The sequence below is a fragment of the Streptomyces xanthochromogenes genome, assembly GCF_014650455.1.
Classification (GTDB): Bacteria; Actinomycetota; Actinomycetes; order Streptomycetales; family Streptomycetaceae; genus Streptomyces; species Streptomyces xanthochromogenes.
On record NZ_BMUZ01000001.1, the window covers coordinates 155,996 to 178,722 of the forward strand.

Annotated in this window: 14 protein-coding genes; 3 read left to right on the forward strand and 11 right to left on the reverse strand. The window is 72.7% G+C overall.

The window, feature by feature from the left end; all coding sequences use genetic code 11:
* Nucleotides 1-103 precede the first annotated feature (103 nt).
* The 5 genes from IE267_RS00725 to IE267_RS00745 all read right to left on the reverse strand — a co-directional run bounded on the left by IE267_RS00725 (nucleotide 104) and on the right by IE267_RS00745 (nucleotide 3,985).
* Nucleotides 104-295 (reverse strand): hypothetical protein, encoded by a 192-nt coding sequence (locus IE267_RS00725; RefSeq protein WP_189762174.1) that lies wholly within the window; start codon nucleotides 293-295, stop codon nucleotides 104-106.
* 119 nt (nucleotides 296-414) lie between these two features.
* Nucleotides 415-738: a putative WhiB-interacting protein gene (locus IE267_RS00730; protein ID WP_161254290.1), complete on the reverse strand. Its 324-nt coding sequence runs from the start codon at nucleotides 736-738 to the stop codon at nucleotides 415-417.
* Complete coding sequence (locus IE267_RS00735; RefSeq protein WP_053729898.1) at nucleotides 735-1,103, reverse strand: WhiB family transcriptional regulator; 369 nt, start codon at nucleotides 1,101-1,103, stop codon at nucleotides 735-737. Before IE267_RS00735 ends, IE267_RS00730 begins: the two co-directional genes overlap by 4 nt.
* Before the next feature lie 165 nt (nucleotides 1,104-1,268).
* Nucleotides 1,269-1,601, reverse strand: a complete 333-nt coding sequence (locus IE267_RS00740; protein ID WP_189762132.1) for a hypothetical protein — start codon at nucleotides 1,599-1,601, stop codon at nucleotides 1,269-1,271.
* Nucleotides 1,602-1,801: 200 nt separating this feature from the next.
* Nucleotides 1,802-3,985, reverse strand: coding sequence for an ATP-dependent DNA helicase UvrD2 (locus tag IE267_RS00745; protein WP_189761863.1), 2,184 nt, complete (start codon nucleotides 3,983-3,985; stop codon nucleotides 1,802-1,804).
* 295 nt (nucleotides 3,986-4,280) lie between these two features.
* Between IE267_RS00745 and IE267_RS00750 the strand changes: the two genes are divergently transcribed.
* Nucleotides 4,281-4,523, forward strand: a complete 243-nt coding sequence (locus tag IE267_RS00750) for a mycoredoxin (RefSeq protein WP_161254295.1) — start codon at nucleotides 4,281-4,283, stop codon at nucleotides 4,521-4,523.
* Nucleotides 4,524-4,634: 111 nt separating this feature from the next.
* Here the strand turns inward: IE267_RS00750 and nudC are convergent, their stop codons facing one another.
* The 5 genes from nudC to IE267_RS00775 form a co-directional block, all read right to left on the reverse strand.
* Nucleotides 4,635-5,606: an NAD(+) diphosphatase gene (nudC, locus tag IE267_RS00755; protein WP_229860541.1), complete on the reverse strand. Its 972-nt coding sequence runs from the start codon at nucleotides 5,604-5,606 to the stop codon at nucleotides 4,635-4,637.
* 73 nt (nucleotides 5,607-5,679) lie between these two features.
* Nucleotides 5,680-7,095, reverse strand: a complete 1,416-nt coding sequence (locus IE267_RS00760; RefSeq protein ID WP_189761864.1) for a dipeptidase — start codon at nucleotides 7,093-7,095, stop codon at nucleotides 5,680-5,682.
* Nucleotides 7,096-7,105: 10 nt separating this feature from the next.
* The gene (locus IE267_RS00765) at nucleotides 7,106-10,810 is read right to left on the reverse strand and encodes a UvrD-helicase domain-containing protein (RefSeq protein WP_189761865.1); all 3,705 of its coding nucleotides are present in this window, start codon (nucleotides 10,808-10,810) and stop codon (nucleotides 7,106-7,108) included.
* 106 nt (nucleotides 10,811-10,916) lie between these two features.
* Complete coding sequence (locus tag IE267_RS00770) at nucleotides 10,917-14,261, reverse strand: ATP-dependent helicase (RefSeq protein ID WP_189761866.1); 3,345 nt, start codon at nucleotides 14,259-14,261, stop codon at nucleotides 10,917-10,919.
* Between the two features lie 161 nt (nucleotides 14,262-14,422).
* A complete protein-coding gene (locus IE267_RS00775; protein WP_275901278.1) occupies nucleotides 14,423-14,821 on the reverse strand; it encodes an MGMT family protein in 399 nt (132 codons plus the stop codon).
* 221 nt (nucleotides 14,822-15,042) lie between these two features.
* Here IE267_RS00775 and IE267_RS00780 point away from each other — a divergent pair, with 221 nt between their 5' ends.
* Entirely contained in the window at nucleotides 15,043-17,976 is a 2,934-nt protein-coding gene (locus IE267_RS00780; protein WP_189761867.1) for a lysylphosphatidylglycerol synthase transmembrane domain-containing protein, read from the forward strand.
* 58 nt (nucleotides 17,977-18,034) lie between these two features.
* On the opposite strand, the gene IE267_RS40050 is transcribed toward IE267_RS00780, so the two are convergent.
* Complete coding sequence (locus IE267_RS40050; RefSeq protein WP_268251514.1) at nucleotides 18,035-18,769, reverse strand: YwiC-like family protein; 735 nt, start codon at nucleotides 18,767-18,769, stop codon at nucleotides 18,035-18,037.
* A gap of 325 nt (nucleotides 18,770-19,094) precedes the next feature.
* Here IE267_RS40050 and IE267_RS00790 point away from each other — a divergent pair, with 325 nt between their 5' ends.
* Entirely contained in the window at nucleotides 19,095-22,727 is a 3,633-nt protein-coding gene (locus IE267_RS00790) for a nitrate reductase subunit alpha (protein ID WP_189761868.1), read from the forward strand.

The following is a 22,727-nucleotide window of genomic DNA, read 5'->3' on the forward strand; positions in this document are numbered from 1 at the left end:
GGCGCCGCCCCGGGCGGTGCGCGACGGGCGCCGCCGGGAAGAGCGGGGCGGCGGGCATCCCGGCGGTGTCCGCCTGGCGCCGCCGGGAAGAGCGGGGCGGGCGCTACCACCAAGCCGCGTCGAGCCTGCCTTCGATGGCTCTGATGTTGGCGCGGGCACAGTCGTCGCAGTAGTAGCGGCCGGTGCCGTTCTCGACCGAGTAGGTCCACATGGGCGGTGGGCCGCCTGCCGGAGCAGGGGTCCCGCAGTGGGAGCACACGATGGTTTCGGCCACCGGCCGATTCTGGTCGTCCACCTCGCGACGATACCGCCGTAGCGGGCCCGCCGGGACCACAACGCACCGCGGGGGCAGGTCCGTTCGGACCTGCCCCCGTCTTGCTGTCTGTATTCCGGTTGTGCCTGGCGCGCCGGCCGTCAGTGCATGACGGCCATGGCGAGGGCACGGCGGGCGCGCATCGACGCGCGCTCGGCGCGCCGCTGCATCCGCCGGGCGGAGACCAGGCGAACCGCCTGGCGCTCCACCTCGGCCTCCTGCAGTCGCTGATGCATATGCGCACGAGCCAAGGCTTCTGGCATGAGTTGCATTTCAAGGGTCCTGTTCTGACGCGACTCGTTCGCGCCGGTGGTGGTGAAGTCTGGGGTCGCGGAGCCGGTCGGCTCGCTCGCGGACGTCGTCATCGGGGCCTGCTTCTGGGGGTCGTTCGTTCGGGGGCGGTCGATGGTTCCCGGGCGGTTCATGCGGCGACCGGGTTCTTGCGCGGGCGACCACGCGGCCGCTTGCGGGCAACGACCACACCCTGGACGAAGAGCTCTCCGCCCCAGACACCCCACGGCTCGCGCCGCTCCTTGGCGCCCGCGAGGCAGGCGGCCATCAGGGGGCAGGTCTGGCAGAGCGACTTGGCGTACTCGACATCGGCCGGGGACTCGGCGAAGAAGACCTCCGGGTCGAAGGAGCGGCAGGGCACGGGTACGCCGAGGTTCTCGATGGCGTCGTCGAGCGCGGTGAGCGCGGTGAGGGGAGTCAAGGCGGGGTCCTCCGTGAGACCGGGCGGGGGAAGAGTCGGGGCGGGCGGTACGGACGGGGCGTGCGCTTCGAGTTGCACGGTGTTTTCTTCCTCGTCTTGTCGGCTGTGTCGTTCCGGCCGGTCGGCCGGGTTGCGGCTGGTACCGAGGCCCCCTTCGCTCCGTCCGTCCCGTTCGGGACAAACAGAAGGGCCGCGGATCCCTGATGGGGTTCCGCGGCCCTGAAGGCGCCTGCCTGATCCGTATCAGGCTGGATCGCTCCAGGGTTCGAGCCCACGGAAGGCCCACATCGTGTGGTGCTGGTACTTCTTCGTCTGCTTCTCGGCTCCGGCACCGGCCGCCGCAAAGGCGTGGGCCATGGCCCGTCCCTTCGCTACTGCTGCTTCCGGTGCCTGAATCGGTCGCTCATTGCGCTCATCACGCACGGGGAGGCCCGCCAGGGAGGCCGGGACGACGGCCGAGAGGCCGACGAGACCGGAGACGCCGGTGGACAGACCGGTGCCCTGAGGAGAAGAGCCGAGCGTGCAGGTGGCGACGACCGAGCGGTCCGTCACTTTGGTGCTGATGAAGCTGGGGATGAACTCGATGTAGCTGGCCACTGGTCTCGCCTCCTCTCGGCGTCTCGGGGACTTCGGCCTCGCGGCCTGATCCCATGCGTATTCGGATGAGTACAGCTAAGTACAGCACGGAGACCGGGCTTCGGAGAAGCTCTTGTTTCCGTGGTTAAGAACCTATGGGGATTCCCCTGGCGGGCGCAAACTATTTTCTCGACGATTTTTCATGAGCCGTCCTCGTCGACTCCTCCAGGCTCCTCACCTGCACAGATGGCAAGGACATCGGCGCCGAACCGGTTCAGCTTGCGGGCGCCGACGCCGGAGATCACCGCGAGCTCGGGGCCGCTGGACGGCACGGCCTCCGCGATCGCCATGAGCGTCTTGTCGGTGAAGACGACGTAGGGCGGCATGCCCAGCTCCCGCGCCTGGTCGGCACGCCAGTCCCGCAGGCGCTCGTACAGCGCCTCGTCCATGTCCGACGGGCAGTCCTCGCAGCGCATCAGCTTCATCTCACCGGCCTCGGTGAGCGTCTTGCCGCACACCCGGCAGAGCACCGGCCCCCGGTGGACGCGCTTGCGGGCGGCGGGCCCGCGCTCGATGCCGCCCGTCCCGCCCGCGACCGCGCGGGCGCGGGAGCCGGAACCGGGGCGCAGGCCGTCCAGGAAGTGGCTGGGGCGCCGGTGGGCCCGGCCGCCGGGAGAGCGCGAGAGCGACCACGAGAGCCCGAGGTGGATGCGGGCCCGGGTCACGCCGACGTACAGCAGCCGGCGCTCCTCCTCGATCTGCTCGTCCGTCTTGGCGTAGGTGATCGGCAGCATGCCCTCGGTGAGGCCGACCAGGAACACGGCGTCCCACTCCAGGCCCTTGGCCGCGTGCAGCGAGGCGAGCGTGACGCCCTGCACGGTCGGGGCGTGCTGGGCATCGGCCCGTGCCTGGAGCTCGGCCACCAGGTCGGACAGCGTCGCGTCGGGCTTCGCCTTCACGTAGTCCTCGGCGAGACGGACGATCGCGGCCAGCGACTCCCAGCGGTCGCGCACCGCCCCCGAGCCCTTCGGCGGCGCCGCCGTCCAGCCCTTGGTGCCGAGCACGGCCCGCACCTGGGAGGGCAGGTCCTCGGCGTCGTCGAGCAGCGCGTCGTTGCGGCCGGCCAGGCGGGCACCGCTCAGCGCGGTCTTCGCTTCGCGGACCTCGGGGCGCTCGAAGAACCGCTCGGCGCCGCGCATCTGGTACGGCACGTCCAAGTCCGCCAGGGCCTGCTCGTAGATTTCGGACTGGGCGTTGATCCGGTAGAGCACCGCGATCTCGCCGGCCGGGACGCCGGAGCGGATGAGGTCGCGGATGCGCCGGGCGACTCCCTCGGCCTCGGCCGGCTCGTCGCCGTACTCCGTGTAGACGGGCTCGGGGCCCGTGGGGCGCTGGGAGATCAGCTCCAGGCGGTGCTCGGCGGCGCGCCCGCTCGCCTGGTTGAGCAGGCCGTTGGCCAGGTGCACGACCTGGGGGGTGGAGCGGTAGTCCCGGACCAGCTTGACGACCGTCGCGCTGGGGTGGCGGGTGCGGAAGTCCAGCAGGTGGTCGGGGGTCGCGCCGGTGAAGGAGTAGATGGTCTGGCTGGCGTCGCCCACCACGCACAGGGTGTCGCGGTCGCCGAGCCACAGATCCAGCAGGCGCTGCTGGAGGGGGCTGACGTCCTGGTACTCGTCCACCACGAAGTGCTGGTACTGGCTGCGGACCCGCTGGGCGATGTCCTCCCGGTACTGGAGGACGCCGACCATGAGGAGCAGCACGTCCTCGAAGTCGATGACGACGCGGTCCTGCTTGAGCTGTTCGTACGTCCGGTAGATCTGGGCGATCTCGGCCGGGTCGCGCGGCGGCTCCCGGTGCGACTTGGCGACGGCCGCCGGATAGTCGGCGGGCACGGTCTGGGTGACCTTGGCCCATTCGATCTCGCCGGTCACGTCGCGCAGCTCGTTGCGGTCCAGCCGCAGGCCGCCGCGGGCCGCCGCCTCCGCGACCAGCTGGACCTTGCGGTCGAGGAGCCGGGGCGGATGCTGACCGCCGACCGCCATGGGCCAGAAATGCTGGAGCTGGCTGAGGGCCGCGGCGTGGAAGGTGCGGGCATGGACGCTGCCGACGCCGAGCTCGCGCAGCCGGCCGCGCATCTCGGCGGCCGCCCGGTTGGTGAAGGTGACGGCCATCACCCCGGCCGGGGGCAGGATTCCCGAGCGCACCCCGTACGCGATCCGGTGGGTGATCGCGCGGGTCTTGCCGGTGCCCGCGCCGGCCAGCACGCACACCGGACCGTGCAGGGCCGTCGCGACCTCGCGCTGCTCGGGGTCGAGCCCTTCGAGCACCGCGTCGGCCGTGTCGGGGACCGGCGGGAACAGAGTGGAGTGCGTTGCTGATGTCACCCCGCCATGCTGCCAGGTCGTCCGGGACTGCTGCGCCGCGTTGTCCACAGGTGGCGTCCGCGGTCCTACGAATGCCCTGCCCGATGCCGTCCGGTGCCCTGTCCGATGCCGTCCGGTGCCCGGCCCCCGCCCGTCGAGCGGGCCGGAGCGGGCCGCGCGGACCGGCCATGGCGGTTCGGTCACATGCGGGGGCGGCTCGGGAATGGTGGTCGGCTCCCGTACGTTCCACAGCCTGCGGAACCGCGTTTGGGCGGGGCGCGCACGCCAGTCAGCTATACAGAGGAGCGCGAGACACATGCCGGGCACTGTGACGATGTACAGCACCACCTGGTGCGGCTACTGCCAGCGGCTGAAGAAGCAGATGGACCGCGAGGGCATCGCGTACACCGAGGTCAACATCGAGCACGACCCGGCGTCCGCCGAGTTCGTGGAGAAGGCCAACGGCGGCAACCAGACGGTCCCGACCGTGCTCTTCGACGACGGTTCGACGCTCACCAACCCGTCGCTCGCGCAGGTCAAGCAGAAGATCGGCGTCTGAGGCGACCGAGCGGAGCGAGCGGCCCGGAGCCGCTCGCCCGGCCATGCGGAAGGCCCCCGTCCAAGCTTGGACGGGGGCCTTCCGCATGGCCGGAACCGATCGCGGCCGGCGTCAGTGGGACGGCTTCGGCAGGGGCTTTCCGTACCAGAGCTCGATGAGGCGGGCCGCGATCGAGATGCCGTACGGGGGCAGCACCTCGCCGGACTCGAAGGCGGCGGCGAGGTCCTCGCGGGAGAACCAGCGCGCCTCGTGGATCTCCTCGCCGTCCACGTTGATCTCGCACGACGTGGCCTTCGCCATGAAGCCGAGCATCAGGCTGGACGGGAAGGGCCAGGGCTGGCTCGCGACGTACTCGACCGGGCCGACCGTGACACCGGCCTCCTCGAAGACCTCGCGGCGCACTGAGTGCTCGATGGACTCGCCGGGCTCGACGAAGCCCGCCAGGGTCGAGAAGCGGCCCTCGGGCCAGTGCACCTGGCGGCCGAGCAGCGCCCGGTCCTGGTCGTCGGTGACCAGCATGATCACGGCCGGGTCGGTGCGCGGATAGTGCTCCGCGCCGCAGGCCGGGCAGCGGCGGATGTGGCCGGCCGCCGCGATCACGGTGCGCTCGCCGCAGCGGGAGCAGAAGCGGTGCAGGCGCTGCCAGTTCTCCAGGGCCACCGCGTGCGTCATCAGACTCGCCTCGCGGGCCGAGAGCAGCAGCCCCGCCTCGCGCAGCCCCGCGGGCCGGGCCGACTGGTCCATGCGGCCGGGCAGGGCATCCTTCTGCAGGGCGAAGTAGCTGACGCCGTCCTCGTCGGTGCCCAGGAAGTAGCGGTGGGTCTCGGTGACCGGGGCCTCGAAGGCCGGGGTCATCACGAGCTCGGTGCGCCCCTCCGCCCCGTCCGCGGGCTCGTCGATCAGAACCTGGCCGCCGGAGACCACGAAGACCCGGGTCGTCGGATGGCTCCAGGCGGCTGCCAGCCAGGCCTCGTCGAGGCGGTGGTGGGCCGCCCGGTCGATGCCGCTCGGCTCGGTCAGGCCGATGGGCGTGGCGAGCCCGATCGGCCGGTCCGTGAAGGCTTCACTGCTGGTGGTGCTCACAGGTGCTTCCAACTCCCCCGGATGGATGGTGTGTTCAGCGATTTCTGTCAGCCGGTGGCTGGGGGCCGACGGCTCAGGCTGTGGTGGCGGCGAGGTCGCTCCACAGGTGGGCCGTCGTCTCGACGCCCTTGAACAGGAGGTCGAGCTCGACCTTCTCGTTGGGCGCGTGCCAGCCGTCGGAGGGGACCGAGATCCCCAGGAAGAGAACGGGCGCCGCCAGTACGTCCTGGAGGTCGGCGGCGGGTCCCGAACCGCCCTCCCGGGTGAAGCGGACCTTCGTGCCGAAGGCCTGCCCCATCGCCCGGACCACGGACTTGAGCGCCGGGTGGTCGAGGGGGGTGAGGCACGGCCGGGTGCCGGCACTCCAGGTGATCTCGTGCCGGATGCCGGCCGGGAGCTGCCCGGCGGTCCAGTCCGTGACGATCTTCTCGATGTGGTCGGGGTCCTGGCCGGCGACCAGGCGGAAGGACAGCTTCACCATCGCCGACGACGGCACGACCGTCTTGCCGCCGGGGCCCTGGTAGCCGCCGCCGATGCCGTTGACCTCGGCCGTCGGACGGGCCCAGATCCGCTCCAGGGTGGAGAACCCGGCCTCGCCGTGGGCCGCCCGGGACTTGGCGGTGCGCAGCCATGCGGCCTCGTCGAAGGGCAGCTCGGCGAACAGCTCGCGCTCGGCGTCGGTCAGCTCGGCGATGCCGTCGTAGAAGCCGGGCACGGTCACGTGCTGGTCGGCGTCGTGCAGGGCGGCGACCAGGCGGGCCGCGGCCGTCGCCGGGTTGGGCACCGCACCGCCGAAGGACCCGGAGTGGATGTCCTGGGCGGGCCCGTACAGCTGGATCTCGCACTCCGCGAGGCCGCGCATGCCGGTGCACACGGTAGGAGTGTCCTCGGACCACATGCCGGTGTCCGACACGATCACCACGTCCGCGGCGAGACGCTCGGCGTGCTCCTCGACCAGGGCGCGGAAGTGCGGCGAGCCGGACTCCTCCTCGCCCTCGACGAGGAGCTTGAGGTTGACCGCGGGGGCGGTGCGGCCGGTGGCGGCGAGGTGCGCGCGGACGCCGAGGGTGTGGAAGAACACCTGGCCCTTGTCGTCGGCGGCGCCGCGTCCGTACATCCGCCCGTCGGCGATCACCGGCTCGAACGGCTCGGTGTCCCAGCCGTCCGCGCGGGCGGCGGGCTGGACGTCGTGGTGCCCGTAGACCAGGACGGTGGGCGCACCCGGCTCGCCCGAGGGCCACTCGGCATAGACGGCGGGGGCGCCCGGGGTGTCCAGGATCTCCACGACCGGGAAGCCGGTCTCGCGGAGCTTGGCGGCGAGCCAGTCGGCGCTGCGGCGCACGTCGGCGTCGTGGTCGGGCTGGGCCGACACCGACGGGATGCGCAGCCACTCGGCGAGGTCGCCGAGGAAGGCGGCGCGGTGCTGCTCGATGTACGTGCGCACCACTGCGGTGGCGGTCTGGACGGCGCTGTCCGGGGTCTCGCTCATGCCCTTGAGCCTATCCGGCCGGTGGCGGTGGCCGGTCCGCCGGTCCGCCCTGCGGACGGTGCCCGAGCAGGATCGCCTCCAGCCCGGCCCGGCCCGGCAGGCGGGCCGGGCGGACCGTCTCACCTGTGCGTACGTACACGAACGCGGCCGTCACCGACTCCAGGGGGATGCCCAGCTGCTCGGCCCAGGCGACCCGGTAGACCGCCAGCTGGAGGGGATCGGCGGTGGCCTTGCGCCCGGTCTTCCAGTCGACGATCTCGTACGTGGCGAGGTCGCCGTCGCCGTCCTTGTAGACGGCGTCGATCCGGCCCCTGATCACCCGGCCCGCGAGCGTCAGCTGGATGGGCGCCTCGGTATGGAACGGGGTGCGGTCCGCGTACGGGGTGCGCTCGAAGGCCTCCTTGAGGGCGGCCAGATCGTGCTCGTCCGCGATGTCGGCCTCGTTGTCGTCGGCGCCGGGCAGCTCGTCGGGTCCGAGCATGGGCAGCGGGAGCTCGTCGAAGCGGGACTCCACCCAGGCGTGGAAACGGGTGCCCCGGCGGGCGGCCGGCTGCGGGCGGCGCGGCATGGGACGGGCGAGGTCACGGGCGAAGGCATCGGGGTCGGCGGCCAGGCTCAGCAGCTCGGACGCGGTGAGCGAGGCGGGCACCTCGACCTCGCGGGTGGTGGCGCGGGCCCTGCGCAGCTCGGCGGTGAGCGCCTCCAGGTCGCGATCCCAGGAGTGCAGGGTGCGGCGGTCCTCGGGGGTCAGACGCGGGGCGGGGATGGCGAGGGGTGCCTCGGCCGGGGCGTGGCCGCGGGCGCCCGAGTCGGTGTGGGGTGGCGCCGTGCGGGTGTGCTCGGCGGGCCCCTCGCGCTCGATGTACTCGGCGAGCTCGGCGTGCTCGATGTGCTCGATGTGCTCGGCAGGCTCGACGTGCTCGACAGGCTCGGTCAGGGCGGCCTCGGTCGGGGCCGGCTCGGCCTCCGCGTCGGAGGAGGCGCGGGCGGTGGCCGGGCGCTCCGTGGGCAGCAGGTCCCAGTCGTCGGCGGCAAGGTCTCCGGGACCGCCGAACTCCCCTTCCCCATAAGGCTCGTCCCCGTAGGGCTCGTCCTCGTAACCGTCGTCTTCATAAGGCGCGTTCGCCCAGCCGTCGTCGTCGGGCGCCTCGGCGTAGGCCGCCTGCTCATGAGACGGGGGCGTCACGTCATGGCCAACGTCGTTGTAGGAGGCGGGCGTTGCGTCCTCTCCGTGCGAGGCGGTCGCCAGATGCGCCAGGACCCGTTCGGCGGCGGCGCGGCGGCGGGCCAGGGACTCCGGGTCGAGCGGAAGGGGCCAGGCGTGCGTGGTCGCGGACTCGTGGAGGGCCGGGTTCTCGGCGTCCTCGGCCGGCTGGTCCGCCCATGCCTCGATCTCGCCGTGGCCCGCCACGCAGTGCTCGTACAGGGCGTGCAGGAAGTCCGACGGGCCCCGGGGCTTCTTCTGGCTCGGTCCCCACCAGTGGCCGGATCCGAGGAGCAGGGTGCGGGGGCGGGTGAACGTGACGTATCCCAGGCGGAGTTCCTCCGTGTGCTGGTGGTCCTTCATCGCCTCCTTGAAGGACTTGAGGCCCTTCGCGTCCCACTCCTCGACGACGGGCAGCGTCGCGGCGTCGCCGCGCAGCGCGTGCGGCAGGACCTTCGCCTGGGCGGTCCAGACCTCCCTCGACCGGGTGGACGGGAACGTGTCGGTGACCAGGCCGGGGACCGCGACGACGTCCCACTCCAGGCCCTTGGACTTGTGCGCGGTGAGGACCTTCACCGTGTTCTCGCCGCCGGGCAGCGCGTTGTCCAGGCCCTTCTCGTACTGCGCGGCGGTGCGCAGGAAACCGAGGAAGGCGAGCAGGGACGCCTCGCCGTCGAGCGCGGCGAAACCCGCCGCTATGTCGAGGAAGCCGGAGAGCGTCTCGCGGCGGCGGGCCGCCAACGCGTGCGGGGAAGCGGAGAGTTCGACTTCGAGGCCGGTGACGGTCAGCACGCGGTGCAGTACGTCCATCAGCGGGTCGGCGAGCGAGCGGCGCAGGTCGCGCAGCTCGGCGGCGAGGCGGGCGAAGCGGACGCGGGCCTCGGCGGAGAAGGGCAGGCCGTCGTCATCGGCGCCTTCGAGGAAGGTGTCCAGGGCGTCGGCGAGGGAGATCACCTCGGCCGGGTCGACGCCTTCGACCGCGTCCGCGAGGCGCTGGTCGGGGTCGTCGGAACCGGCGCGGGCGCGGCGTACGAGGTCGCGGGCGCGGCGGCCGAGGAGCGCCAGGTCGCGGGGGCCGATCCGCCAGCGCGGGCCGGTCAGGACGCGGACCAGCGGCGCGTTGGCGCCCGGGTCCTGGAGGACTTCGCAGACCGCCACGAGGTCGGCGACCTCCGGCAGGTGCAGCAGGCCGGAGAGGCCGACGACCTCGACCGGGATGTCCCGGGCCACCAACGCGCCCTGGATTTCCGGGAAGTCACCGGCCGTGCGGCACAGGACGGCGATCTCGCCGGGTGCCTTGCCGGTGCGCACCAGGTGGGCGATCGAGTCGGCGAGCCACTCGATCTCCTCCTGGTGGGTGTCGAGCAGCGCGATGCGGACGCCGCCGTCCCGCTCGGCGCCGGGGGCCGGGCGCAGCGCCTCGACTCCTTCGTGCATCGAACGCAGCGGAGCGGCAAGGGAGTTGGCGAGGTCGAGGAGACGGCCGCCGCTGCGGCGGTTCTCGGAGAGCGCGTAGCGGGTGGCGGGCCTGCCGTCGGCGTACGGGAAGTGGCGGGGGAAGTCGTCGAGGTTGGCGACCGAGGCGCCGCGCCAGCCGTAGATGGCCTGACAGGGGTCGCCCACGGCGGTCACGGCGTGCCCCGTGCCGCCGCCGAAGAGCGCGGCGAGCAGCCGGCGCTGGGCGACGGAGGTGTCCTGGTACTCGTCGAGGAGCACCACCTCGAACTCCTCGCGCAGGATTCGGCCGACCTCGGGGTGGGTGAGCGCGAGCTCGGCGGACAGCGCGATCTGGTCGCCGAAGTCCAGCAGGTCCCGGCTCTTCTTGGCGGCCCGGTAGCGGGTGGTGAGGTCGAGCAGTTCGAGCCGGGCGGCGGCGGCCTCGGGCACCTTGCGCAGCTCGGCGTTGCTGAGCCTGGCCCCTTCCAGGGTGCGCAGCAGCTCGTGGTCGTGCGCGGCCAGCCGCTCCGGGCGTACGAGGTGTTCGGCGAGCTCGGCGTCGAGTGCGAGCAGATCGCTGACGAGGGAGGCGAACGACTTGGTCAGCGTCGGATAGGGCCCCGGCGCCTCGCGCAGCACACGGGCGGCGAGCTGGTAGCGGGTGGCGTCGGCGAGCAGCCGCGAGGTGGGCTCCAGGCCTATGCGCAGGCCGTGGTCGGTCAGGAGCCTGCCCGCGAAGGCGTGGTACGTGGAGATCCCGGGCTCGCCCTGCTCCGGCTCGGGAGCGTCCGGGTCGGTGATGCCCGCCCGGATCAGGGCGGTGCGCACGCGCTCGGCGAGCTCGCCGGCCGCCTTGTTGGTGAAGGTCAGGCCCAGGACCTGCTCGGGTGCGACCTGGCCGGTGCCCACCAGCCAGACGACGCGGGCCGCCATGACGGTCGTCTTGCCGGAACCGGCTCCGGCCACGATGACCTGCGGGGCGGGCGGCGCGGTGATGCAGGCCGTCTGCTCCGGGGTGAAGGGGATGCCGAGGAGCTCTTTGAGCTGCTCGGGGTCGCTGAGGTGGGTGGGCACGTCAGGAAGGGTAGTGGGGGGTGCTGACAATGGGGGATTTGTGGGGGTGCCGTCGTGGGGGGGGCGCGGGCAGGCCCGGACCCGGCCCAGGGCTGCCCGGACGGCGCTACTCCACCACCTGCCGCCCCTCCGGCTGAGCCGTGCACGCCGCGCGGAACGTGCAGTGCGTGCAGTGTGTTCCCGGGGTCGGGGTGAAGTGTTCGTCCAGGACCTTGCCCGCAGCCGTGGCCAGGAGCCCGCCCACCCATTCGCCCTCCAGGGGCTGCTGGGACTGGACCTTGGGGTAGGCGTCGCCGCCCTCGCGCTTGGGGGCGGCCTGGCGCAGGTGGACCAGTTCGGCTCCGCCGGAGTCGGGGCGGCGGCCGTCGAAGGCCTCGTCCAGGGCACCCTCCCTGACCGCCAGCTGGTAGACGGCCAGCTGGGGGTGGGCGGCGACCTCGGCGGCGGTGGGCGGCTGCTTGCCGGTCTTGAAGTCGACCACGTACGCGCGGCCCTCGACGTCCTTCTCGACACGGTCCATGGAGCCCCGGATGCGGACCTCGTACTCCCCCGCCTCCAGGGTCACGTCGAAGCCGTGCTCGGTGGCGACCGGAGTGCGGCCCGCGCGGTCCAGGGTGTGCCACTGGAGGAAGCGTTCCAGGGCGGCGCGCGCGTTCTGCTTCTCCTGGACGGACTTCCAGGGCGCGTCGAAGGCGAGCGCGTCCCACACCGAGTCGAGGCGTTCCATCAGGACGTCCAGGTCGGCAGGGGTACGGCCGGAGGCGACCTCGTCGGCGAGGACGTGGACGACGTTGCCGAAGCCCTGGGCAGCGGTCGCGGGGGCGTCCGCCTTCACTTCGCGGCCCAGGAACCACTGCAGCGCACAGGTGTTGGCGAGCTGGTCCAGGGCGCTGCCGGACAGGGCGAGGGGCAGCTCGCGGTCGCGCAGCGGGACCTGCGAGCGGGTCGGCTCGTGCAGGCCCCACCAGCGGTGCGGATGGGCGGCCGGGACCAGTGGCTGGCCCTCGTCGTCGGTGAGCGCGGCAAGCCGGCCCAGGCGTTCGGCGGCGGCCTCGCGCAGCGCGTCGGAGGCCGCGGGGTCGACGGTGGTGGCCCGCAGCTCGGCGACGAGGGCCGCCACCGCGAGCGGCCGGCGGGGACGGCCGGTGGTGTCGCGGGGCTCGACTCCGAGCTCGGTGAGGAAGCGCGACGGCTGGTCGCCGTCGTCCGCCGCGGCCTTGACCGCGGTGACGACCAGGCGGTCGCGGGCCCGGGTGGCCGCGACGTAGAAGAGGCGTCGTTCCTCGGCGAGGAGCGCGCCCGGGGTGAGCGGTTCGGCCAGGCCGTCGCGCCCGATCCGGTCGGCTTCCAGGAGCGAGCCGCGCCGGCGCAGATCGGGCCAGAGCCCTTCCTGCACCCCGGCGACGACGACCAGGCTCCACTCCAGGCCCTTGGAGCGGTGGGCGGTCATCACGCGTACGGCATCGGGGCGGGCGGCCCGGCGGGTCAGGGTGTCGGCCGCTATGTCCTGTGCGTCGACCTCTTCGAGGAAGTTGAGCGCGCCCCGGCCGCCGGTGCGCTCCTCGGCGCGGGCCGCGGTGTCGAACAGGGCGCACACCGCGTCGAGGTCGCGGTCGGCGGCCCGGCCGCCCGCCCCGCCGCGCAGCGCCGCGCGTTCCAGGCGCCCCGGCCAGGGCGTGCCGTTCCACAGCTCCCACAGTGCCTCGGCCGCGGTGCCGCCGCCCGCGAGGAGTTCGCGCGCCTTGCGCAGCAGGGCGCCGAGGCGCTGGGCGCCGCGGGCGTAGGAGGGGTCGTGTGCGACGAGCCGTTCGGGCTCGGCGAGCGCGCGGGCGAGCAGCACGTCGGAGGGGGCCGGGAGCCGGGTGCCCGCGGCCCGCTCCTCGTCGCGCAGAGCCCGGCCCAGGCGCCGCAGGTCGGCGGTGTCCATGCCGCCGAGCGGCGAGGTGAGCAGGGTGTGCGCGGTCTCGGGGCCGAGCCAGGCGGGGGCCGTCGCGGGCGGGTTCGCCGGGCCCCTTCGGGGGTGGACGAGGCTGACCGGGGCGGGGGCAGCCTCGTCCGCGGCGGCCTCCTTCGACGCGGCCTCGGCCACCACGCGCAGCGCCGCGAGCAGCGGCCCGGCCGCGGGCTCGTCGCGCAGCGGGGTGTCCGCCCCGGAGGTGTCCACGGGGATGCCCGCCGTCGTCAGCGCGCGGCGCAGCGCGGGGATCGTGCGGGTGCCGGCGCGGACCAGGACCGCCATCTCCTGCCAGGGGACGCCCTCTTCGAGGTGGGCGCGGCGCAGCAGGTCGGCGATGTTCTCCAGCTCGGCTGAGACCGTGGGGTAGGTGTACGTCTCGACCCGGCCGCCGGTGCGGGTGGGCCGCAGCTCGCGGTGCGCGCGGACCTGCTCGACGGGGAGGCGCGGCAGCGGCATGCGGCGGGTGAGCAGCCGGGTCGCGTCCAGGAGCGCGGTGCCGGAGCGGCGCGATGTGGTGAGCACCTCGACCGGCGCGGGGCTGCCGTCCCGGCGGGCGAAGGTGTCGGGGAAGTCGAGGATGCCGTTGATGTCGGCGCCGCGGAAGGTGTAGATCGACTGGTCCGGGTCGCCGAAGGCGACCAGGGTCCGCCCGCCGCCCGCGAGGGCTCGCAGCAGCCGCACCTGGGCCGGGTCGGTGTCCTGGTACTCGTCGACGAACACGGCGTCGTAGGAGGGCAGCTCGACGCGCTCGGCGAGCAGGACCGCGCGGTGCACGAGTTCCGCGTAGTCCAGGACGCCCTGGAGGTCGAGGACGTCGAGGTACTCGGCGAGGAACGCGGAGGCCGCCTTCCAGTCCGGGCGTCCCGCGCGCTCGGCGAAGCGGGCGAGCGCGTCCGGGCCCAGGCCCAGTTCGCGGCTGCGGGCGAGCACCGCGCGCACCTCGTCGGCGAAGCCGCGCGTGGTCAGGCAGGCGCGCAGTTCGTCGGGCCAGCCCACATGGGCGAGCCCGGTGCGCTGGAGGTCGATCTGCCCGGCGAGCAGATCGCGTACGGCCACGTCCTGTTCGGGGCCCGAGAGCAGCCGCAGCGGCTCGCGGAACAGCTCGGCGTCCTGGTGGGCGCGCACCAGGGCGTAGCAGTACGAGTGGAACGTGGTGGCCTGCGGGCTCTTGGCTCCGGCACCGAGCCGCAGCGCCATGCGGTCGCGGAGCTCGACCGCGGCCTTGCGGCTGAAGGTGAGCACCAGGACGCGCTCGGGGTCCGTGCCGGCCGCCACCCGCGCCGCGACCGCCTCGACCAGGGTGGTGGTCTTGCCGGTGCCGGGCCCCGCGAGCACGAGAAGCGGACCCGAGCGGTGGTCAACCACCCTGCGCTGGGGCGCGTCAAGGAGAGGGGGCTCCACCGGGTCCGGCAGGGTACGCACCAGCCGGTACGCGCCGGGGGCCGCCCGGCGTACCTGCTGGTACGCCGTACGCCCGGTGGAGGAGGAGTTCACGTGGATCGCCGGTCCTGGTGGGTGTGCTGGTCGTGATGGTGCTTACGGGGCCCGCGCGGTCGGCACGGACCCTCGACGGTACGCCGAACCGTGCCCGGAACGCAGCGAGTCATCCGTACGGTCCTCAGGCCGCCCCCGGCGACGCCGGATGGCGGAAGCTGTCAGGTATGAGCCGCCCCGCCGCCGAGTCCGCCCGCCGCGCCGGAACCGTCCCAGCGCGCCCGGCGCATGTCGAGCCGCGGCAGATGGCCCTCGGCGGACCGGCCCGCCTCGCGCAGCGGTGTGGTCTCGTCCCGGTAGTGCTCCAGGGCGCGCAGCTCGTGGCCGGGCAGCAGCGCGCCGTCCGCGCGCACCACGCGCCACCACGGGACCGCGCTGCCGTACAGCGCCATGACACGGCCGACCTGGCGCGGGCCGCCCTCGCCGAGCCACTCCGCCACGTCCCCGTACGTCATCACCCGGCCGGGCGGGATGCGCTCGGCGACGTCGAGGACCCGTTCCGCGTACTCGGGAAGCTCGGGCGGTGCCTCGTCCGCCCGGTCCCGCTGCTCCTGGCTCATCCGCTCCATATTGCCGCACGCCACCGACAGTCGCCCCGAGTCGGTCCCACCGCGCGCGCGATGCGGCCGCGTAGCGGCAAAGGGGCGCAACTCACACAGCGCACGCCCCGGCAATGCACCCTGATGCCCCCCTGGGATCTCTGGACATGCCACCATCATGCGGGCGGTGAGCGGTGATACGAGACAGAGACAAGACGGACGAGCCAGCGAAGGAGCGGGGCGTGCAGCCACCCGAGGCGGCGGCAAGCAGCACCCCTGGAACGGGGCGGCAGCCCGCCTCGTCCGAGGCTCCCGGGCCGGCGGACGAGGACGCGGCACCGGGCGCGCGGGCCGGCCACGGAACCGAGGACGCCGACACGGACGCCGGCACAGACGCTGACAAGCGCGCGGATGCGGATGCGGATGCGGGCACCCAGGACCGGGGAACCCCCGAAGCCCCCGTGACCTTCGAGAAGCCCGGGGCGGCCGAGGGACCCGGCGGGCCGGGGCGTACGGAGTGCGGCACGGGCGGCGGCGCCACCCTGTGCGACGACACCTCCGGCTCCATCGAACGCGTCTCCGTGGACGAACCGCTGCTGCCCGCACGCGTGCACCGCCCCTCGGACCTGCTCCGGCTGCTCACCGGTGTCCTCGCGATCGCCGTCGTCCTCGCCGTCGCCGCGTTCGCCCACGGCACCACGTCCGGCCTTGAGGACGACATCACCAAGGGCACCACCGGCACCCCGGACGTCCTGATCCGGCTCGCCGGACTCGCCTCCAGCATCGCCGTGCTCGTCCTGCCCGTCGCCTTCGCCATCGAGCGGCTCATCAAACGGGACGGGCTCCGGATCGCCGACGGCGTGCTCGCCGCGGTGCTCGCACACGGCGTCGCCCTCGCCACCGACCTCTGGGTCGCCAAGTCCGCGCCGGGCTCGATCACCGAGGCGCTGACCCGGCAGTCCACGTCCGGCGGCCTCACCGACCCGGTGCACGGCTATCTCGCCCCGGTCATCGCCTATATGACGGCGGTCGGCATGGCCCGCAGACCCCGCTGGCGGGTCGCCCTGTGGGCGGTGCTGCTGCTCAACTCCTTCGCGGTGCTCGTCGGCGCGCAGACCACCCCGTTCTCGATCATCGTGACGATCCTGATCGGCTGGACGGTCGCGTACGGCACGCTCTACGCGGTCGGCTCCCCCAATGTGCGGCCCACCGGACAGACCCTGCTCGCGGGCCTCAGGCACGTCGGCTTCGACCCGGTGACCGCGCTGCGCGCCGAGGACGTACCGGACTCCCTCGACCAGGGCGAGCGGGGCCGGCGCTATCTGGTGACCCTGCGGGACGCCCCGCCCCTCGACGTCACGGTCGTCGACCGCGAGCAGCAGGCGCAGGGCTTCTTCTACCGGGTGTGGCGCCGCCTCACCCTGCGTTCCATCACCACCCGCCGCTCCATCCAGTCCCTCAGACAGGCCCTGGAGCAGGAGGCGCTCCTCGCGTACGCGGCGATCGCCGCCGGGGCGAACGCGCCCAAGCTGATCGCCACCTCCGAGCTCGGCCCGGACGCCGTGATGCTGGTCTACGAGCACACCGGCGGCCGCTCCCTCGACTCCCTGGACGACGAGGAGATCACCGACGACCTGCTGCGCGAGACCTGGCGTCAGGTGGAGGCGCTCCAGTCCCGCCGGATCGCCCACCGCAGGCTGGCCGGGGACGCGATCCTCGTGGACCGCGCGGGCAGCGTGATCGTGACCGATCTGCGCGGCGGCGAGATCGCGGCCGGCGACATCGTGCTGCGGATGGACATCGCCCAGCTGCTCACCACGCTCGGCCTGCGCGTCGGCGCCGAGCGCTCGGTTGCCTCCGCCCTGGACGTACTCGGCCCGGACGCGGTGGCCGACAGCCTCCCGCTGCTCCAGCCCATCGCGCTGCCGCGTTCCACCCGGGCCACACTGCGCAGGCTCGGCCGCGAGCAGGCGCAGCGCGAGCGCGAGGCGGTCCTCGAAGCCTCGGACGCGGCCAAGGAGGCGAAGGCCGCCGAGGCAGCCGCCGCCAAGGAGGCCGCCGCGCATCCCGAGGCCGTGGCCGCGCCGGACGACCGCAAAGCGGTCAAGGCGGAGAAGAAGGCCGAGAAGGTCGCCATCGACGAGGCCCTGGACGAGGCGCACGAGGACGATCTGCTCACCCAGATCCGCCACCAGGTGCTGCTGATCCGTCCACAGGCTCCGGTGGAGCCGGTGCGCCTGGAGCGCATCAAGATGAAGACGCTGATCAGTTTCGTGGCGGGAGCATTCGCCGCGTACTTCCTGCTCGTCCAGCTCACCAACATCAAGTTCGGCGACCTGGTCGCCAACGCGCAGTGGGGCTGGGTGGCGGCGGCCGTGCTGTTCTCGGCGCTGTCCTACCCCGCCGCCGCGGCCAGTCTCCTCGGCTTCGTGCCCGAGCGGGTGCCGTTCTGGCGGGCGGTGGTGGCGCAGGTCGCGGGCTCCTTCGTGAAGCTGGTGGCGCCGGCCGCGGTCGGTGGCGTCGCCCTCAACACGCGGTTCCTCCAGCGCGCGGGAGTACGGCCGGGGCTCGCGGTGGCGAGCGTGGGCGCGTCGCAGCTCTTCGGGCTCGCGTCGCACATCTCGCTGCTGCTGATCTTCGGTTACGTCACGGGCACCGAGCAGACCTCGGAGCTGTCCCCGTCCCGCACGGTGATCGCGGGGCTGCTCACGGCGGCCGTCCTGATCCTGGTCGTCACGGCGGTCCCGTTCCTGCGGAAGTTCGTGGTCAGCCGCGTCCGCTCGCTGTTCGCGGGCGTGGTGCCGCGCATGCTGGACGTGCTGCAGCGGCCGCAGAAGCTGGTCACCGGGATCGGCGGGATGCTGCTCCTGACCGGCGTGTTCGTGATGTGCCTCGACGCGTCGATCCGGGCCTTCGGTACGGGGAGCGAGCACACGCTGAGCTACGCGAGCGTGGCGGTCGTCTTCCTGACGGCCAACGCGCTCGGTTCGGCGGCGCCGACGCCGGGCGGCGTGGGGGCGGTCGAGCTGGCGCTGTCGACGGCGCTGACGATCGCCGGCATGACGGCGGAGACGGCGACGTCGGCGGTGCTGCTGTACCGCCTCCTCACCTTCTGGCTGCCTGTGCTGCCGGGCTGGCTGTGCTTCAACTACCTCACCAGGAAGGGCCAGTTGTAGGAGCCGGGTACCGCGTGCGGGACGGTGCCCGTTCGCGCGGCCCCCCGCGCCCCGCCCCCTAGAACGCCGCCAGTAGCGTCCCCAGCAGGGCCAGTGAGCCCAGGACCTCCACCGCTCCCACCACGCCCACCTTCAGGCCCCGGCCGGGCAGCAGGGCCGCGCGCAGCAGGTAGAGCGCGAAGGGGGCCGCGAGCCAGGGGTCCAGCAGGGCCGCGGCCACCAGCGCCACGGCGTGGTAGGCCACCGAACTCCGGTAGTAGGTACGCGAGTTGCGCTCCCGGATCATCGTCTTCACGTACGGCACCGTCCCGCCGAAGTACAGCAGGCACGCCAGCGCCGGAGCCAGGCCCGCACCCCATGTCCCGCCCCCGAGCCGCAGCGCCACGAGCAGCATGCCGCAGGCCGGGACCACGGCCGCGAGGCCGTTCAGCAGGGCCCGCTCCCGATTGGCGTACGCGTAAAGGGAGTTGACCGCGACGAAGGGGGCCGCGCACGCCGCCGCCAGGAGCAGCCAGGGGTGCGTCGCGGCCATGCCGAGGCCGACGGCCGACGCGGCCGCGCCGAAGACCCACGCCGGGCGGACGTGCCGGCGCGGCGCCTTCGGGTTGCGCGAGATCCGGGTCAGCCGCAGCCACTGCTGGGCGTGGTACACCGCGAGGTAACCGAGGAGCCAGGACGCGAGCAGGGGCGGATGAGTCCAGCGCGGGTGGCCCAGGAACGTGCCGGCGAGGAACGGGACGGCGAGCATCGCCCACGCCCCGTGCTGGTTCGGCAGCCAGCGGCTCCGGCTCACGCGACCACCCCGACCACGACACCCACGACGCCCCGCCTTTCCGTTTTCCCGAAAATGGCCAAAAGTACTGGGTGCCCCGCGCATCCGGCACCGTAATCAGTTTCTCAGGCCACCCCCGGGACATTTGTGGAATTAGGTCACCGCCCACTGGGACCAAAGTCCCCGGGTTCCAAGAAACGGCGGGCGTAGGCTCGTTGACGGCCGTCCGGAGGCGTCCGCATTTCCCGACAACCCGTCCGGAAAGGCCCGCTCACATTCTTTTTCCGGGCCGGAGGAGTTTCCGTTGCAACAGAGGCCGCAACAGAAGGAACAGCGCGATCGCGGCATGGCCGACGCACTCGTGCGGGCGGGCAGCTTCTTCACCCGCGCCGAGGTCTCCGACGACCTGCGCACCGTGCACCGCACCGGCGGACGCGGGGCCGAGTCCTTCTACCGGGACCGGTGGAGCCACGACAAGGTCGTGTACTCGACGCACGGCGTGAACTGCACCGGGTCCTGCCGCTGGAAGGTGTACGTCAAGGACGGCATCATCACCTGGGAGACCCAGGCCACCGACTACCCCTCCGTCGGCCCCGACCGCCCCGAGTACGAGCCGCGCGGCTGCCCCCGCGGCGCCTCCTTCTCCTGGTACAGCTACTCCCCCACCCGCGTCCGGTACCCGCACGTACGCGGCGAGCTCCTCAGGATGTACCGCGAGGCCAAGGCCCGCCTGGGCGATCCGGTACTGGCCTGGGCCGACATCCAGGGCGACCCCGAGCGGCGCCGCCGGTACCAGAAGGCGCGCGGCAAGGGCGGTCTGGTGCGGGCTAGCTGGGAGGAGGCCGTCGAGATCGTCGCGGCCGCCCACGTCCACACCATCAAGGAGCACGGCCCCGACCGGGTCGCCGGCTTCTCCCCCATCCCGGCGATGTCGATGGCCTCGCACGCGGCCGGCGCCCGCTTCCACTCCCTCATCGGCGCGCCGATGCTCTCCTTCTACGACTGGTACGCGGACCTGCCCGTCGCGTCCCCGCAGGTCTTCGGCGACCAGACGGACGTGCCGGAGTCGGGCGACTGGTGGGACGCGGCCTATCTGATGATGTGGGGCTCCAACGTCCCCGTCACCCGCACCCCCGACGCCCACTGGATGACCGAGGCGCGCTACCGCGGCCAGAAGGTCGTCACCGTTTCCCCGGATTTCGCGGACAACACCAAGTTCGCCGACGAGTGGATGCATCCGCACCCGGGAACGGACGGCGCGCTCGCCCTCGCCATGGGCCATGTCATCCTCAAGGAATTCTTCGTCGACCGACAGACTCCGTTCTTCACGGATTACGTTCGGAAGTACACCGATCTTCCTTTCCTGGTCTCCCTGAAGGAGACCGATGAAGGGCTCGTCCCGCACAAGTTCGTGACGGCCGCCGACCTCGGTGAGGACACCGAGAACGCACAGTGGAAGACCGTCCTGATCGACGACGCCACGGGTGAACCCACCGTCCCCGGCGGCACTTTGGGCCACCGCTGGGGCTCCACGCCCGAGTGGAACCTGGATCTCGGCGACACCGTGCCCCGGCTCACCCTGCTGGGCGAGAGCGGGGGCGAGACCGCCGAGGTCGTGCTGCCGCGCTTCGAGGAGACCGCCGAGAACGCCGAGGGTGTCGTACGCCGAGGGGTCCCGGTCCGCCGCATGGGCGGCCGCGCCGTCACCACCGTGTACGACCTGATGCTCGCCCAGTACGGGGTCGGACGCCCGGGCCTGCCCGGCGTGTGGCCCACCTCGTACGAGGACGCCGGCACCCCGGGCACCCCCGGCTGGCAGGAGACCCTCACCTCCGTGCCCGCGGCCCAAGTGGCGCGTGTGGCAAGGGAGTTCGCCGATACGGCGGAGAGGTCCGAGGGCCGCTGCATGATTCTGATGGGCGCCGGCACCAACCACTGGTTCCACTCCGAGACGATCTACCGGGCCTTCCTCGCGCTGCTCACCCTGACCGGCTGCCAGGGCCGCAACGGCGGCGGCTGGGGACACTACGTCGGGCAGGAGAAGTGCCGCCCGGTCACCGGCTGGGCCACCCTCGCGAGCGCCTCCGACTGGGCCAGGCCGCCCCGCCACATGATTGGCGCGGGCTGGTTCTATCTGCACACCGACCAGTGGCGCTACGACACGCTGCCCACCGAGGCGCTGGCCTCGCCCCTCGGCGACGGCCGCTTCGAGGGCATGACCGGCGCCGACTGCCTGGCCGCCTCGGCCCGCATGGGCTGGATGCCGTCGTACCCGACCTTCGACCGCAACCCCCTGGAGCTCGGCGAGGCCGACGACCCCGTCCAGCACGTGGTGGACGAACTCAAGGCGGGGCGGCTCGGCTTCGCCGGCGAGGACCCGGACGCTCCGCACAACTGGCCGCGCGTCCTGAACGTATGGCGCGCCAATCTGCTCGGCTCGTCCTCCAAGGGCAACGAGTACTTCCTCAAGCACCTGCTCGGCACACATTCCAACCTGCCGGACGACGGCCCCCGTTGTGCCCCGCGCGATGTGACCTGGCACCCGGAGGACGTCGAGGGCAAGCTCGACCTGCTGCTCGCGATGGACTTCCGGATGACGTCCACGACGCTGCTCAGCGATGTCGTGCTGCCCGCCGCCACCTGGTACGAGAAGCACGACCTGTCCTCGACCGACATGCACCCGTTCCTGCACGCCTTCACCCCGGCCGTGGACCCGCCGTGGCAGGCCCGCTCGGACTACGACGCCTTCCACGCGATAGCCGCGCGCTTCGGCGAGCTGGCCAAGGAGCACCTCGGGGTGCGCAGGGACGTGGTCGCGACCGCCCTCCAGCACGACACCCCGGGCGGCGAGATGGCCCAGCCCGGCGGTGTGGCGCTCGACTGGTCCAAGGGCGAGTGCGAGCCGGTGCCGGGGCGCACCATGTACAACCTGACGGTCGTCGAGCGGGACTACGGCGCGGTCGGCGAGAAGTTCGCCGCGCTCGGCCCGCTCGTCGACCAGCTCGGCGTCACCACCAAGGCGATCACCTTCGACGTGGCCGAGGAGATCACGTATCTGGGTGAGAAGAACGGCCTGGTACGGAAGGGGGTCGCCGAGGGGCGGCCACGACTGGACACCGCCCAGCACGCCTGCGAGGCGATCCTCTCGCTGTCCGGCACCTCCAACGGGCGCCTGGCGACCCAGGGTTTCGAGACCCTGGAGAAGAAGACCGGGCAGCACATGGCCCACCTGGCCGCCGAGGCCGAGGGCAAGCGCATCACGTTCGCGGACACCCAGGCCCGCCCCGTTCCGGTGATCACCTCGCCGGAGTGGTCGGGCAGCGAGTCGGGCGGGCGGCGCTACACGGCGTTCACCGTCAACACCGAGCACCTCAAGCCCTGGCACACCCTCACCGGGCGCCAGCACTTCTTCCTGGACCACGACTGGATCCACGAGGTGGGCGAGGCGCTCCCGGTCTACAAGCCGCCGCTGGACATGCACCGCCTTTACGGGGAGCCCGAGTTGGGCTCCACCGACGGCAAGCAGGTGGCCGTCCGCTATCTCACCCCGCACAACAAGTGGGCGATCCACAGCCAGTACCAGGACAACCTGTACATGATGACGCTGGGCCGCGGCGGCCAGACGATCTGGATGTCCCCGCAGGACGCCGAGGCGATCGGCGTGCGCGACAACGACTGGATCGAGGCCGTCAACCGCAACGGCGTGGTCACGGCCCGCGCGATCGTCTCGCACAAGATGCCCGCCGGCACGGTCTACATGAACCACGCCCAGGAGCGCACGGTCGGCGTGCCGAAGACGGAGAAGACCGGCAAGCGCGGCGGCATCCACAACTCGCTGACCCGGATCATGCTCAAGCCCACCCATCTCGTGGGCGGCTACGCCCAGTTGACGTGGGCGTTCAACTACCTCGGCCCGACCGGAAACCAGCGCGACGAGGTCACCGTCATCCGGCGCCGCGACCAGAAGGTGGAGTACTGA

What these genes read in the sequence shown, in the direction of transcription:
- IE267_RS00730 (WP_161254290.1), bottom strand. Translation starts at nt 738, where the DNA reads ATGAACCGCCCGGGAACCATCGACCGCCCCCGAACGAACGACCCCCAG.
- IE267_RS00750 (WP_161254295.1), top strand. Translation starts at nt 4,281, where the DNA reads ATGCCGGGCACTGTGACGATGTACAGCACCACCTGGTGCGGCTACTGC.
- IE267_RS00760 (WP_189761864.1), bottom strand. Translation starts at nt 7,095, where the DNA reads ATGAGCGAGACCCCGGACAGCGCCGTCCAGACCGCCACCGCAGTGGTG.
- IE267_RS00775 (WP_275901278.1), bottom strand. Translation starts at nt 14,821, where the DNA reads ATGAGCCAGGAGCAGCGGGACCGGGCGGACGAGGCACCGCCCGAGCTT.
- IE267_RS00790 (WP_189761868.1), top strand. Translation starts at nt 19,095, where the DNA reads ATGGCCGACGCACTCGTGCGGGCGGGCAGCTTCTTCACCCGCGCCGAG.